The organism is Winogradskyella helgolandensis (assembly GCF_013404085.1).
Taxonomy (GTDB): Bacteria; Bacteroidota; Bacteroidia; order Flavobacteriales; family Flavobacteriaceae; genus Winogradskyella; species Winogradskyella helgolandensis.
Map to the genome: position 1 here is coordinate 1,722,559 of NZ_JABFHO010000001.1, position 16,225 is coordinate 1,738,783.

Genomic DNA, 16,225 nt, shown 5'->3' on the forward strand with positions numbered 1-16,225 from the left:
TGCAAGAAAGGAGCATACTTTTGGGTTAATTTAGCAAAGAAAAATAGAATAATAGAGTTAATTTTGACTAACTAATTTTAAAACCATATAAATTATGAAAAAACAATTACTTTTTACAGCAATTTTACTTTTTGCTACAGGTGTTACATTTGGGCAAGCAACAGTGCTTGATCCATTGGATCCTGAAACACAGCAGATCAGTATAGCAAGTACAGATTATTCTCAAACTGGAGGACCTTTTGCACCAAACGGAAATGGTGCTCATCTTAATGCAACTATACCAGAAGTTCTTAATGGATCTATTAGTTTTGATGTAGTTTCTTCTGGAGCAGATTTCGAAACATCAATTGTTTTTCACGTAAGAAAATTATTTGGTAATTCTGGGAGTGTAACTATGACTGTTGATGGCACAACTGACGCACCAATTACTTTAGCTGCTGACGCTAGTGCAAGCAACCTTAATGGTTTTGAGACATTTGATACGTTAACATTTTCCCAAAATGTAATGATTACATCTGTTCCTAAAACGATAACATTGGATATTAATATTTTACAAGACCTTTCTAATAGCGCTAGAATTAGATTCTATTGGCTTAGATTTTCTAATGTATCTTTAGGTGTAGATGATTTTGAAACACAAGAGACAAGTGTTAAAGTTTATCCTAACCCTGCAAAAAACAGCTTTCAAATAGAGTCTAACACTAGTATTGAGCGTGTAGAACTTTATAATATTACGGGCCAATTATTAAAAACATATAGCGAAGAAGCTAATTATGATATCAGTGATTTAGCAACAGGAATTTATATTGCAAATATTAAGACGCAATTTGGCTCTAAAACCTTGAGGATTGTAAAAGAATAAGATTCTGTATTCCAGTTTTTAAAGCAACAAACGTTGTTGTTATAAATTTATTTAAAAAAGTTCCTTCGTTAAATTTAACTAAGGAACTTTTTTGTTTTCTCGCAACGTCACAAAATATTGTTGTCTCAGTTTAAACCACTAATTAATCTGTGAAATGTCTATGCTTTTAAGACTCATTTTGAGAATGCCCTTCATTAGGCAATAAACCCATTATTTAACTATAATAGTTTTGAAAGAAAAGTTTTTGATTGAAATAAGCAAAGCGAAACCACCTTGTATAACTAACTTTGATTAACTAATTAAAACTTCTTATTATGAAAAAACAATTACTTTTTATCATGTCCTTTTTATTTGCCACGACGTTCGCATTTGCGCAAGCTATTATAACGGTGGATGCAGCAGATCAAGATTTCACTATGGTTTCACCTTTGGTAACTTCAGTTTCTACTGGTACGGCTGCTACTATTTCAGAAGCACCTGCAACACCAAATCGTACTCAAATAGTGGCTGATGAAGCTGGTTCTAACGATGTTGCTGGTACGTTCGACCTTGTTGCTCAAACGTCATCAGGTACTATTGACGGTACTATTTCATTTGATTTTAGAAAAAAAGAAGGAAATACTTTGGCTATAAAAATTACGGTTGGTACTGAAACACCACAAACATTTACTTATAGTGAAACTGATGGTGGTACTGGTACATATCAAGCATTATCTGTTACTTATGTTGGAGCTGTTACATTTTCAACTACACCAACGCCTATTACATTTGAAATTACAGATTTAGATTTAGGAACATCAGGAGGAGTTACTGCAGCAAGATTATATAAATTTAACGTTACTGATAAGAATGTGCCTGAACCACCTTTGGATGCAGAAGCCGTTTTAGAATCTGGAAATGAGTGGTATCATAACTATAGCCCAGATACATTTAGCGTAACACTTAATGAGGTGCTAGGAGGTGAGTTTTTAGAACAAGGATCAGCAGTATCGACACCAACAACTACAGGAAACAGCAGTCCATTAGTTGCTAAATTTACAAAAGGAGAAGAAGTACACTCACAATTAAAGTTTCAATTACCGGCTGTGATTACTTCAGCAAATCAATCAGCTGCTATTTTTAAAATAAGAGCTTATGCACCGTCCACGAATGTAGATGGCAGTTCAGGTAGAAGGTTAAGATTGTTTTTGAGAGATGGAATTGAAACAGTAGGACAAAAGAACGTAACAATTGATGTTACTGTTTATGATCAATGGGAAGAATACACCTTTGATTTTACAGGAGTTACACTTACAGATGGTGTATCTTATAGTACTGTAAACCTATTATTTGATCAACCAGATGCTGATTTTCTCGCTACAGGAAATGTATATTATTTAGATGCTTTTCAAGGACCATCTGCAACCACATTACCTGTAAATGACTTTGAATTAAATAACTCCTCTATTGTTGCTTACCCTAATCCTGTAACTAACAGTTTTCAAATAGATTCTAATAATAGTATTGAACGTGTAGAACTCTATAATATTACGGGTCAATTATTAAAAACATTTCGCGAAGAAGCTAATTATGATATTAGTGATTTAGCAACAGGGATTTACATTGCGAATATTAAGACGCAGTTTGGTTCTAAGACAATTAGAATTGTAAAGAATTAGAGAGTTCTATTAATAGAAAATTAAATCAAAAAAGAGTTCCTAAGTTGCATTAGCTATGGGACTCTTTTATGTTTTTACAGCGTCTAAAAATAGTCACTTGCACTTATTTCTAATGTAAACCTCACTAGAAGATTGTGTCCTTTATCATTAAAATAATGCTCCATTTTTTTAAATTTATGTGATTTAACCAATACATGGATCCATCAAAACTTTTAATACTACTTTTTCTGGTCTTGTCTAATAGTTTATTTGCTCAGTCTGAACCACCAATTAAAGGGATTGTTTTAGATGAAGATAAAGCACCTTTAGACCTGGTTTCCGTGGCGCTTCTAAAACAAAAGGATTCTACATTTATCAATTACACGCTTACAGATGTCAAAGGCGAATTTGCAATTTTTGATACTCCAAAGGACTCCCTGTTGCTACAATTTTCATATTTAGGGTATATAACGCATTTTGAGACTATTCATTATAAAAACCAACCTATAGATATTGGTAATGTCATTCTTAAAGAAGAGGCTTATGAATTAGATGCCGTAACGCTATCTGCAGTAATTCCTATTCAAATCAAAGAAGACACAATTGCTTTTAATGCCAATTCTTTCAAAGTTAATCCAAGTGATAATCTAGAAACGCTTTTAAAAAAATTACCCGGTTTAGAATTAGAGCCTAATGGAAAAGTAGTGGCTCAAGGTAATGAAGTCACTAAGATATTTGTAGATGGTAAAGAATTTTTTGGAGGAGATCCGGCACTTGTATTAAAAAATTTATCGGCAGATGCCATTGCAAAAGTTGAAATTATTGATAAAAAAAGTGATGAGGCAGAACTGACTGGAGTCGATGACGGTAACAAACAGGTTGTGATTAATTTTACCTTGAAAAAGACGAAAAAGAATCAAGGTTTCGGAAAGGTATCTGCAGGCATAGGATTAGATAGCCGCTATTTTGGCAATGCTAACTATAATAAATTTTCGCCAAAAACACAGTTGGCAGTTATTAGTAAATACAATAACATTAATATTACAGGCTCTAATATTCAGGGATTCTTAGAAAATGCTGATGGTATTGCTAATGAGTCTGATGACGATAACAGTACTGCTGCTCAATCAAAAAGTCTAAGTGGGTATTTAAAAACAGGTGTTGCTGGTATTAATATAGGTCATGAATTTAAGGAGAAAGAGTTTTTAAATGCGGACTATTTTTATAATCTTTCGGATAATCGTGGCACATCCTTTTCTAAAAGAATTTCTTTTGCCAATACTAATAACTATGATTATGAAGCCGATAATAAGTTTAATAAAGAGTCAAATAATCACAATTTTAATTTTAATTATAAAAACAAATCGAGTAGGAGTAACAGCCTTACTATTAAAGGGCGTTTAAATTCGGATGCAGTGACACAGTATTCAATGAGAGATGGATTTTATTCTACAGTGGATGGTGATTTAGTAACTTCAAACAAACAAAATTATAGTAATACCACCATTAAAAAGTCACTCGACTTTGACATCAATTTCTATCAAAAATTAGCTAAAATAGGGCGTAGTTTTAGTATTGGGTTTAAAACCAAAATATACGAGCAAAGTAAGGACAATGAGCAGGCCACTTTTATAACTAGGAATATTAACACCGATAATCCTTCAAATAGAGACATTTTTGCGCTTAGAGATGAAGCGTTTAATAATGGTTTGTATAATTTCAATTTTAAATTTACAGAGCCCATAGTCGGAAATCATTACCTAAAGTTTCAATTCTTTTTAAGAGTCTTAAATCAAAATGAAGATATCTATCAATTTAAAACCTTTGCATCTGATGACGATGAGGATGAACTCCTTAGCTATAAATACAACCATAGAGAAAGTAGTTTGCAAAATCGATTTGGCTATAGTTATAGCACTAAAAAATTGAATATATTTTCTGGTATTGAGCTTCAAGAGCTCGATAGATCGTTTGGTGTCATTACAGAAGATCCTTTTAATAGCAATCAATTTTACGTAAATCCGTTTTCCATAGTGCAATACAAACCTCAAAATGGTGTAAAATACCGTTTGGTCTATAATAGAAAAATACGCAACCCACGAACTTCGGAAAGCTCAACAGTTATCAATGATCTCAATCCTTTCTATATAAGAAAAGGAAATCCTCAGTTAAAAACAGAAAAGACTGACGATATTTCTTTAATTGCTAATATCTTCAACTACAAATCATCATTAAACTTTACAAGTAGGATTAAGTACCAGTTTTCAAAGGATGCTATTATTCAAAACATTGCTATAGACGATGACTTTGTTAAAACGAGAAGCTATATCAATAGTGGAGAGCGACAACGATTGTCCGCTTATTTTAATTTTAGCAAAAAAATAAAGGGACTAGGAATTCGTTATGCTATAAAGAACAGTAGTTTTTATAATTCGTCCACGTCATTAATTAACCTTCAACTTAACGATGTGGTTTCAAAAGATATTCTAATGGGTTTGTCAATAGAGAACGCAAACAAGAATGTTATAGATTTAAAGCTTGGAACCAATTACAGTGTTAATAACACCACATTTTCTATAGAAAAAGATCTTAATCGAACTTATAAAAAGCAACATTATTATGCTTCCGTGGATTATGATTTTACAGAAAAACTGAATTTTAATACGCAATTTGATTATTTCGCTTTTTCAGATAATCAATTTGATAGTAACCTTCAGCTTCCTATATGGAATATGGCTATTTCATACAATATAGGAAATAGCCATAATAGTCTTAAACTGGTTTTAATAGATCTGTTAGATAGAAATGTAGATTTTGAAAGACGAAGCACCACCAATTATTTTGAAGAAACCACATCAGAAAGTTTAGGACGCTACATCATATTGAGTTACACCTATAGATTAGGTAGCCGTCAGAAACAAAAAAGTTAGATATCTAATCGTTGTAGCACGTCTATCTTATTCCTTTAACAATTTTAAAGTTGCTTTACTTCCATTAGATTAATCACTTCTAAAAAGTATAAACCTCTTTTTAAATCTGATATTTCTATAGTTAATTTAAGATAACCTTTTGAGTTCTAACTTGTGAATTATTTTCTAGCTGAACAATATAAATTCCCGTAGTTAAAGCATTCACATTAATTGTGTTTGTTGTATGAGCACTATCTAATTCTTGTTGTAATACTTTTCTACCTTGTACATCATAAATTACAGCTGTAGTATCATTGGTTAATTTTCCTTTAACAACTACTGTTTTTGATGATTGTTCCGTATAAATGTTTAATCCGTTTAACAAATCATCCTTTATTGTTAATGTTGTAGATGAGTAATGCACATAGAAACGTCCCGTTCCATTTATTGAAGCAGATGGTGTAAACACATAATCACTACTATTTAATAATGTCCATGTATTGGCTACATTATCTTCAAGATAAACATTAATATTTGAAGGAATAGTGCCAGTTGTTGCATCTAAACCAATAGTTAATTGTATACCTGCATCACTATTAACACCAAGTGGCACTACAACATCATTAAAATCATTATAAGGCAAAGCCTGAATAGCAAATTCTACACCTTCATTATCTTCTACTAGATTGGTATAAATACCATTAGTAGCACCTGTAAAATCTGCTGCATCGTATCCTGGATCTAGCCCTTTTGTTTTATCCTCAGCAAAATATATTTTTGTATTATAAGTAGATGATCCGTTAGATAAAAACAACTCAGATAAAACAAAACCATTAGTAGATGATCTACCAGCTATAAAATCATCAGAAGAACCAACAGTTCTCATTTCTGGTTTAAAAGTTACGGTTCCACCAGATATAGTTCTAACAAAGAAACCTTGACCAGGTGTTATTTTATCTGTCGTATTAAATCCATTCCAAATCGTATAATTACTGCCATCAGAATCATCAGCGTCATAACCATAAATCGCTTGGTAGACTCCTCCACCACCATTTAGTACGCCTGAATTTTCAGTCCAAAAGGCACCAAAATCTAAATATGATGGAAAAGGGTTTCCGATTAAATTCCATAGTCCATAAGTAGCGTCACCACCATCTGTAATAGAAACAGGTACATCGACTGCTGGTGACTCTGGCTCAGCTCTAAATGTAACCAAATTTCCACTACTAGAAGCTGCTCTATACCCCTTACCAGGAACGATATTTGTTCCTCCATCAATAACCGTATCCCAGTTTATAAATGCACCAGTAGTATTATCAAAAGGGCCAAATGCCTTTTCTGTAGTATTGCTAGGGTTTTCCAAAAGATTAGGACTATCACCAGCGAAAAAAGCAAAAGTTTCAGTGACAGGTGACGCTATTAGGTCGTTGCCATTTGCTACTCCGTTTACAAATCTTTGCAGTCTAATTTGACCATCTACAACTCCCTTAAAAATTAAACTACCATAACTAGTAGAATTAGAGGATGCAAAAATTTGACCTCTTGTCACTGCATTACCTTCTACAGTAAGAGAATGTCCTGGTCCTACAACTACTCTTTCTTCTAAAGTACTTGCGCCATCAGCATTTACAATAGTTATATTATTTACAGTGACGTCTGAATTTATGGTAATCAAACCATGTATTATTACATTTTCAGTAGGATCTGTAGGAGCAATTCCTCCTGCCCAAGAAGATCCATCTTCCCAATTAAGACTCTGACCATTGGTTGACGTAAACGTCGTTGGAAATATAATAAATCCAGATGCATCTTGTACAAGCGTACCATCTGCAGGTTCTAAGCCATCAATAAGCCAAGTATCTAAAATGGTTTGGGAAATTCCAGTATTATCTATTCCTATTCTAAGAATACCTGCTGTATAATTTTGTAAGTCTACAACACCTTCTGTAGTTGATGTCGTATATCCCGAAAATTCTACAGCTGTTGCTGCAGCATCAAAATCTATTGCTAATGGCTGTGTATCTACTGTAAGAGCACCCATGCTTTGGTTTGCATTAAATGTTACAGTTGCAGCGCCAGCAGTTGTAGCTAATCTTGAAATTGAACCTGTAAAAGTACTTGCAACATTAATTTCAAATGAAGCTATACCGTCTAAAGTTAAAGCACTACCAAATGCATTCGTTGTAGACGAAACAATTGGATTATTTTTAGCATTAATTGTACCTGTAAATGTTGAAAAATCTGAATCAGCACCTAAAGAAATTCCTTGTGTTGCACCAGCAGCTTGTGAATCATCTACATTGATTATACCATCTCCGACTACAGGTCCATTAAACACTATGTATTGATTATTTGGATGTGTAGATCGACTATCGGTAGTAATTGTATTAGAATTTATATAAATCGTACCACCTGTAAAAGTAAGTTGATTACCAGTTTTATTTCTATTATAAATAATCCCAGAAGTCGTAAAGTTTATACTAGGGTAAATGGTAATTGCTTTACTGGTAGAATTATCAATTAAACGCGAATTCGACGCCAACTGAGTATCAAGGGTTAATATAGTCGAACCAGCATCAAGAAAAGACCTAGCTGTGTTTGTTTGAAATTTAAGATTTCCTATTGTACGATCCTGATCTAAAGTTAAATCACCAGCATATAATATTAATGCTTGGTCGGTTGTTAATGGTAATACACCAGTGTCCCAGTTAGTAGTAGTTTGCCATTCTCCATTAGGTGCTGCTTGTAAAAAAGTTCTAATATTTTGTACAGATGTTTGTACATTAATATATCCAGATGCATCTTGTACAAGTGTACCATCTGCAGGTTCTACACCATCAATAAGCCAAGTATTTAATATGGTTTGAGAAATAGTAGTAGCATTGGTTCCTATTCTAAGAGAACCAGATACATAATTTTGTAAGTCTACAACACCTTCTGTAGTTGATGTCGTATATCCCGTAAATTCTACAGCTGTTGCTGCAGCATCAAAATCTATTGCTAATGCCTGTGTATCTACTGAAAGATTAGCTAAACCGTTTTGGCTAGCATTAAATTCTATAATAGAATTACCATCTGACGCAGCTAATACTCCAATTGAACCTTCAATAGTATTTACACCGTTTACAGTTAATAAACCATTAGTACCTCCAAAAGTTATACTCCCAGTAAAGCCAGAAAAATCAGATGAAGCTCCTAAAGACACATCTTGATTTATGATGTTAATACGACTACTTGAATCACCTGTTACAGCTCCATTAAATTCCACAGGAATAGTAGTAGTGGCAGTACTTTTATTATCTACATTAATCGTATTGCTACCTAATGCAAAAGTACCAGTATTAAAAATAAGTTGTGTGGTAGCATTTTCTCTAATATGAATTTCTTTATCATCAACATCTACTGTTACATTACATGTAATGGTGATGGCTTTATTAGACCGATTCCTTATAATTTGATCAGGATTTAAAGACGTAGTACCATTTAGAATTAGTGTACCATTAGAAAATGTTTTGGTATTACTATTACCTGTCATTTGAAGTTGCCCAACAGTATAACTATTGGTTTCTAAGTCTATAGTTCTTTCAAGAGTTGCTATACCAGTTTCATTCGCTATTATGCTATTTGTCCAGTTAGTTGCTGTATCCCATGTTTCATCTCCAAGATCAACTGCATTAGTATAAGTTCCATCTATAGGATCAATAACTGTTGAGATGTCATCCGTTATAACCACAAAATTATTTTCATCTATTAACGTAAACACAACTCCTGTAGCTACTTCTGGCACATCGGCTGTAATCACGTTACCATCTATGGTTGCAGGAAGTTCAAACCATTCTTCTTCTGATGAATCTACAGCCTCTATTCTATAAAGCAAATAAGCCGTTTCAATAATTGCATCTCCAGGATTAGTAGTAAGAGTTGCTATGGCTACATCTGTATCATGATCATAAACTGTTGAAGTAACAGACGGAACAATATCTTGATTAACTAAAGGGTCACCATTATAATCTGGATTAAAATGTGGTATTCTTGTATCGTTTTCAGCTAAAAGAGTCTCTAGTTTTAAGATCATTTCATTTTTAAGAGATGTATCCATCGTATCTATAACATCCACCATCTCTTCGATATCACTGTCAGATCCATCATCATTATATAATTGGTAAGCTTTATAATAATCTCCATTATCATAGATTTTATACAATTTATAATTTCCACTTCTAATTGCTGAAGATGCCCTTTCATCTTGTCCATGTGGGTAATGCCAAAAAAGATCTGTTCTTTCAGTATTGTCACTATTTTTTATTTCTGCTTCAGTGCCACTTAAAAAAGGAAATAAACTTACACCATCTAAATTGTTCAGTACATTTGCATCAAGAACGGCATCTGCTCCAGTAACCTCCATTATTGTAGGGTAAAAATCTAAATGAGAAACTATGTTATCATATACTTGATTTTCTACAATACCTGGTCCAGTTATAACAAATGGCGTACGCAAACCGCCTTCTTTGGTGTGTGTTTTACCTAAATCTAAAGGAAAGTTATCTGTAATAATTTCTGACCCATGATTTTCTGCACCTCCATTATCTGACGCAAATATGATATACGTTGTATCAAATAATTTCATACCTGGATTTCTTGGATCATCTGTCTCTTTTAAATAATCTACTACTCTCCCTAAACTCCAATCTAAACTCGCAATCATCGCTCCATAATATGGATTTGTTTGGCCTGGAGTTGTAATATTTGCATCGGTTGTAGGTACAGGAATTCCTAATTTATCACAATAATATTCTAGTAATGCTAAATCTCTTGTTTGTATTGGTGAGTGAACTAACCAGTGAGCCATGTATAGAAAAAAGGGTTCCTCTTTGTTATCATCCATAAAATCCAATGCTAGTTCTGTTACAGCATCATAAGGTCTTCCATCTGCATCTAATCGATAAGGATCATCTACAGCATCTGTAGCAAAATCAACTGATCGGTCTCCCATGGATCTCGTAATTCCTCTATCAGTGTCTTGGTAATCAAACCCTTGATCTACAGCTTCTGGATAAATATTGTGATTAGCTGCCATATGCCATTTGCCAATATGACCAGATACATATCCTAAAGGATTTAATGCTTCAGCTATGGTAACTTCATCGAGTTGTAATCTACCAGGATAATACGACTCTATAGTTTTATTTGAAAGTTTCACTTTAGGTATTTGCCCTCCTGCGACATGAGTCATTTTGGTTTTAAGAGGCATTCTACCACTCATTGTACCTCCTCTTGACGGTGCACAACTTGGTGCTGAAGCATAGGCTTGTGAAAAATTAGCTCCATCCTCAGCCAATGCTAACATATTAGGTGTTTCCCAAGGAACAACATCTCCAACATCATTTAACTGAGTGTCCTGCCAGCCTAAATCATCTGCATAAATAAAAACAATATTTGGTTTAATTATCTCTTGACCATTTATTTGTGTTAAAAAAAGAATGCTGAATAATAAAAGTAGCGTCGTGTTTCTCATCATGAAATTAATTTAGCCAAAAATAGAGTTTAAAGAGATTTAGATTCTACTATATTCAATCAAAACGTTTCTCATATCTATCATTTCATATAAATAAAAGAAGCACAATAGGTTTTAACGCTATTGTGCTTCTTTCAATTTGCAATAATTTTAACTATTAACTGCAATACATATTAATACGCTATCAAATTGAATAACCTAGAAACTAGTTGTTTCATTTGGTTATAAATTTATATAGAGTAGAAAATAGGTGTCTAATAACTTTAAAATCTGACGATTACTTTAATAGTAAAGTAATCGTTAGATTTTAATTGTAAAAAATGAACCTTACTCTTTTAATAATTTTAAAGTCGATTTACTACCATCTTCATGTATGACTTGCAAAAAGTATAAGCCTGTTTTGAGTTCTGAGATATCGATGTCTTGATACTGATTATTAAATTCGTATGCTTTAGCTCCATGTACACTATACAATATGCCTGATGCTACGGATTTTGAAAGACTAAAAGTACCTTTAACAGGATTAGGAAATAACTTAAGTGCTTCTCTAGCCTCTATCACCTCATTAACTCCTAATGTACTTAAATCTAAATGGTATGTAACAGCGTAAACTCTAAATCTTGGTGTAGTACCTGCGGTGGCATTGGTAAGGTTAGTTACTAAAAACTCCATTGTTTGAGCCGTTTCAGTAATTGTCGTTGGCATATCAAATTCATAATATAAATCAGCTGTACTGTTCGTACTTGTGTATTCAAAACTCTGGGTCTCACCACCAATGGTAACATCAAAGTTTGCCGTATCACCTGCAAGTGACCGCACTCTAAATACTATCTTTTCACATAACACAGATTCAGTAGCTTTTACATTGATATTAAAACCATCGCCTCCGCCTTCTGTTCTCATTTGTACAAATGCACCACCAGTAGTGGTATTTCCTATCAATTCTGCATATACATCTGTACTTTCTGGTTCAAATTGTTGTTGTTCTTCCGTTGTATTAAGCGTTATTTCACTAAGTGGTTGTGTAGCTCCTAAAACATTAAAGAAGAGATCTACAAATCTTACTCTTGGTGTTAACCCACTTGAATTAGAAAGTGAGGTTGTTATGACCTGTATTTCTTTAGATGACTGTGTAAATGTCACTGGAGTATCAAATTCAAATAATTCTGGAGTATTATTATTTGTACTTGTATACGTAAAACTTTGTGTTTCTCCATCAATAATAATATCAACATTTACAGTATCTGCTGATTGAGATATAATTCCTAATGTAATTTTATCACAAATTATAGTTTCAACATCTGCAGGAGCTTTTACATAAAATTTTGCTCCATCTCCGCCTTCTTCAGTCCTTGCTTGTAAATAAGCTGTACCACCTATAGTTGTATTCCCAATTAACTCAGCATATTCATCTACTACTTTAAAAGCTTGTTCTCCAACAGCGTTAGCAAGTATTATCTTATGAGGGTTAAATATTGATATGGCATCCGATATGACTACAAAATTATTTTCATCTATTAACGTAAACACAACTCCTGTCGCTACTTCTGGCACATCAGCTGTAATCACGTTACCATCTATGGTTGCAGGAAGTTCAAACCATTCTTCTTCTGGTGTGTCAACTTCTTCTATCCTATAAAGCAAATAAGCGGTTTCAATAATTGCATCTCCAGGATTAGTAGTTAGCGTTGCTGTGGCTACACCTGTATTCTCATCATAAACTGTTGAAGTTATAGAAGGAACAATATCTTGATTAACTAAAGGATCACCATTATAATCTGGATTAAAATGTGGTATTCTAGTATCGTTTTCAGCTAAAAGCGTCTCTAGTTTTAAGATCATTTCATTTTTAAGCGATACAGGCATCGTATCTATAACATCAAACATCTCTTCGATATCACTGTCAGATCCATCATCATTATATAATTGGTAAGCTTTATAATAATCTCCGTTATCATAGATTTTATACAATTTATAATTTCCACTTCTAATAGCTGAAGATGCTCTTTCATCTTGTCCATGTGGGTAATGCCAAAAAAGGTCTGTTCTTTCAGTATTATCACTATTTTTTATTTCTGTTTCAGTGCCACTTAAAAAAGGAAATAAACTTACACCATCTAAATTGTTCAGAACATTTGCATCAAGAACGGCATCTGCGCCAGTAACCTCCATAATTGTAGGATAAAAATCTAAATGAGAAACTATGTTATCATATACTTGATTTTCTACAATACCAGGTCCAGTTATAACAAATGGCGTACGCAAACCGCCTTCTTTGGTGTGTGTTTTCCCTAAATCTAAAGGAAAGTTATCTGTAATAATTTCTGACCCATGATTTTCTGCACCTCCATTATCTGAAGCAAATATGATATACGTTGTATCAAATAATTTCATCCCTGGATTTCTTGGATCATCAGTAACTTTTAAATAATCTACTACTCTCCCTAAACTCCAATCTAAACTCGCAATCATCGCTCCGTAATAGGGATTTGTTTGGCCTGAAGTCGTAATATTTGCATCGGTTGTAGGCACAGGAATTCCTAATTTATCACAATAATATTCTAGTAATGCTAAATCTCTTGTTTGTATTGGTGAGTGAACTAACCAGTGAGCCATGTATAGAAAAAAGGGTTCCTCTTTGTTATCATCCATAAAATCCAATGCTAGTTCTGTTACAGCATCATAAGGTCTTCCATCTGCATCTAATCGATAAGGATCATCTACAGCATCTGTAGCAAAGTCCACTGATCGGTCTCCCATGGATCGCGTAATTCCTCTATCAGTATCCTGATAATCAAACCCTTGATCTACAGCTTCTGGATAAATATTGTGATTAGCTGCCATATGCCATTTACCAACATGACCAGATACATATCCTAAAGGATTTAATGCTTCAGCTATGGTAACTTCGTCTAGTTGTAATCTACCAGGATAATATGACTCTATAGTTTTATTTGAAAGTTTAACTTTAGGTATTTGCCCTCCTGCGACATGAGTCATTTTGGTTTTAAGAGGCATTCTACCACTCATTGTACCTCCTCTTGACGGTGCACAAGTTGGTGCTGAAGCATAGGCTTGTGAAAAATTAGCTCCATCCTCAGCCAATGCTAACATATTAGGTGTTTCCCAAGGAACAACATCTCCAACATCATTTAACTGAGTGTCCTGCCAGCCTAGATCATCTGCATAAATAAAAACAATATTTGGTTTAATTATCTCTTGACCATTTATTTGTGGTAAAAAAAGAATGCTGAATAATAAAAGTAGTGTTGTGTTTCTCATCATAAAATTAGTTTATTTAAAAAAGTTTTATCAAAAATTACATTAGTTACAAATACTTATTTTTACTTGGATACTATTATTTTTCGAGTGATGCTATAATTATTCCCATTCGAAATCTTAATAAGGTAAATTCCTGATTTTAAAATAGACACATCTAATTGTGTGGTCGTCGTGCCATTAGTCCATGTTTTATTCAGTACTTTAGTTCCTAGTACGTTTAGGACCGTTATGTTATTTATATCTGTAGTTGTTCTAGAAATTGTGAGTCGATCAGCTACTGGGTTGGGATACAACTTAACATCTGATTGATTAGTAAATTCATATGAAATTGTACTTAGCGTTTCACCGACTAGATAAGCCCCATCTGGTCTTACATATGGTTCAAAATCGGGTACAGGACTAGAAAGAAGTCTATCGTTAATTGCTTTCATAATAAGCATTTCATCAGCCATTATATGGCCTTCATCAGCATTAGCATTAGATACCGTAGTTGCAAAGGTAACACCAGCATTGGCATCTAATAGAATTTTAGTAAATCTGTAAGCATCTTCTATTCCAAATATTAAATTTGCGGAACTAACATGCCATTTATCTCTAATAGGAAACCATGCATGTTTTAATACTTGTTTTTTTTCATACATTGACCAAGGGTTACCAACCATAGCAGGTAATGTAAACTCTTCGTATCCCCAAGAATTTGGCGGAGCACCACCAGCTAACGCAGAGACATGTCCTCTTGTAAAATCTTGAGAAGTATTGTTTCCTCTAAAGTTTGATACATCATAGTCTCTATCATCTTCATCATCAACTCCATCAGAATCAACGGCAACTAATACGCCATCTATATAATGTTTATGACCAAACTCAGATACTGACATAGCAGCTCCAGGATCGGCATCTTTAAACATTTGAACAAAATCTTCTAAATTTCCATCGTCAAGAAGTACTCCTGTTGTATCAAACCAATATCCATCAGCATACTCTGCTATCGCAGGAATAAATCCTTGAACTAAATCTCTGTAAGCTAAATATTCATCTCCTTCAAAATTAGCTGTATAATAATCTACCCAAGCCGCTTTCGTTTCATCACTTGCTCTATCTAAATAGTTAGAAGATATATACAAAATAATCTTCTTATCTGCATCTTTAAATGTTTGCAAGACGTCCAGCATGATTTGTTGATTCTCTGCAGTAGGAACTAAACTTTCGTGTATCTCTGTAGCTACATCTACATTAGTATTATCTCTCATTGTAAAATAATGAGAGTGTGCAAAATAACTAAGGTTTGTAATAACGTGCCCTACAGCTGGAAGTTCTGCAACAACCTCTTGTGCACCTCCTAATGGGTCATGGCCTGTAGCAACTTCTGCATCTAACCTTTCACCACCAAAAACAGGAAATGTAACTCCCCATGAACCCTGTAACCAAGCAGCTGGATGATTTCCTACGGTAGCGGTTTGATCTGTTGATCCGTATATCTCATCTATATAATAAGTCATGGCTGGTTCTTCTATACTGCCATTAGCAAAACCTATTGTCATAAGGTCATATCCATCAACATGTGGAACCACAACATTTTCAAAATGAAACGTAAACGTTTCCCATTCTTGTCCAACTGTAAAATTCAATTGTTCAAAAACACGTTGTCCTTCATCAGAACTATCAAAAAACACTCTTAATTTTGAATTGTTTGTAGTTAGCTCATCAGTAGGTATATCAATATAGGCTTTAAACGTAACTGTATAATCGGTTAAATCTGTTACGTAATTGAATAAATTAAATTCCAAAAAATCTTGTGTACCTTCAACTCTATTAAATTTAGAGACAATAGTGTGTGTATTAATTCCTGAAGTATTAGGGTTTGGAATGTTTCCTGTTAAATTTGTAGGTACATCTTCTTCGGCTTTAAACTCAATTTTACGCGTATTAGTTTCATCTTCTAACCACAAAAATTGTGCATTAGAAATCTGTACAAATGATATTGAAAATAAAAAAATATATAAAAACTTTGACATAACGG

The 16,225-nt window shown here is 33.6% G+C and carries 6 protein-coding genes; 3 read left to right on the forward strand and 3 right to left on the reverse strand.

Annotated elements, in window-relative coordinates:
- Positions 1–94 precede the first annotated feature (94 nt).
- The 3 genes from HM992_RS07035 to HM992_RS07045 all read left to right on the forward strand — a co-directional run bounded on the left by HM992_RS07035 (position 95) and on the right by HM992_RS07045 (position 5,429).
- Positions 95–862 carry a T9SS type A sorting domain-containing protein gene (locus HM992_RS07035; protein ID WP_179319178.1) on the forward strand — a complete coding sequence of 256 codons (768 nt, stop codon included), beginning with the start codon at positions 95–97 and terminating at the stop codon, positions 860–862.
- A 314-nt stretch (positions 863–1,176) separates the two neighbouring features.
- Positions 1,177–2,520 (forward strand): T9SS type A sorting domain-containing protein, encoded by a 1,344-nt coding sequence (locus HM992_RS07040; protein WP_179319179.1) that lies wholly within the window; start codon positions 1,177–1,179, stop codon positions 2,518–2,520.
- Between the two features lie 194 nt (positions 2,521–2,714).
- The gene (locus HM992_RS07045) at positions 2,715–5,429 is read left to right on the forward strand and encodes an outer membrane beta-barrel protein (RefSeq protein WP_179319180.1); all 2,715 of its coding nucleotides are present in this window, start codon (positions 2,715–2,717) and stop codon (positions 5,427–5,429) included.
- 121 nt (positions 5,430–5,550) lie between these two features.
- Here HM992_RS07045 and HM992_RS07050 read toward each other — a convergent pair whose 3' ends face one another.
- The 3 genes from HM992_RS07050 to HM992_RS07060 all read right to left on the reverse strand — a co-directional run bounded on the left by HM992_RS07050 (position 5,551) and on the right by HM992_RS07060 (position 16,220).
- Positions 5,551–10,926 carry a sulfatase-like hydrolase/transferase gene (locus HM992_RS07050; protein WP_179319181.1) on the reverse strand — a complete coding sequence of 1,792 codons (5,376 nt, stop codon included), beginning with the start codon at positions 10,924–10,926 and terminating at the stop codon, positions 5,551–5,553.
- 324 nt (positions 10,927–11,250) lie between these two features.
- Positions 11,251–14,208 carry a sulfatase-like hydrolase/transferase gene (locus HM992_RS07055; RefSeq protein WP_179319182.1) on the reverse strand — a complete coding sequence of 986 codons (2,958 nt, stop codon included), beginning with the start codon at positions 14,206–14,208 and terminating at the stop codon, positions 11,251–11,253.
- A 59-nt stretch (positions 14,209–14,267) separates the two neighbouring features.
- Positions 14,268–16,220, reverse strand: coding sequence for a T9SS type A sorting domain-containing protein (locus HM992_RS07060; protein WP_179319183.1), 1,953 nt, complete (start codon positions 16,218–16,220; stop codon positions 14,268–14,270).
- Positions 16,221–16,225 lie beyond the last annotated feature (5 nt).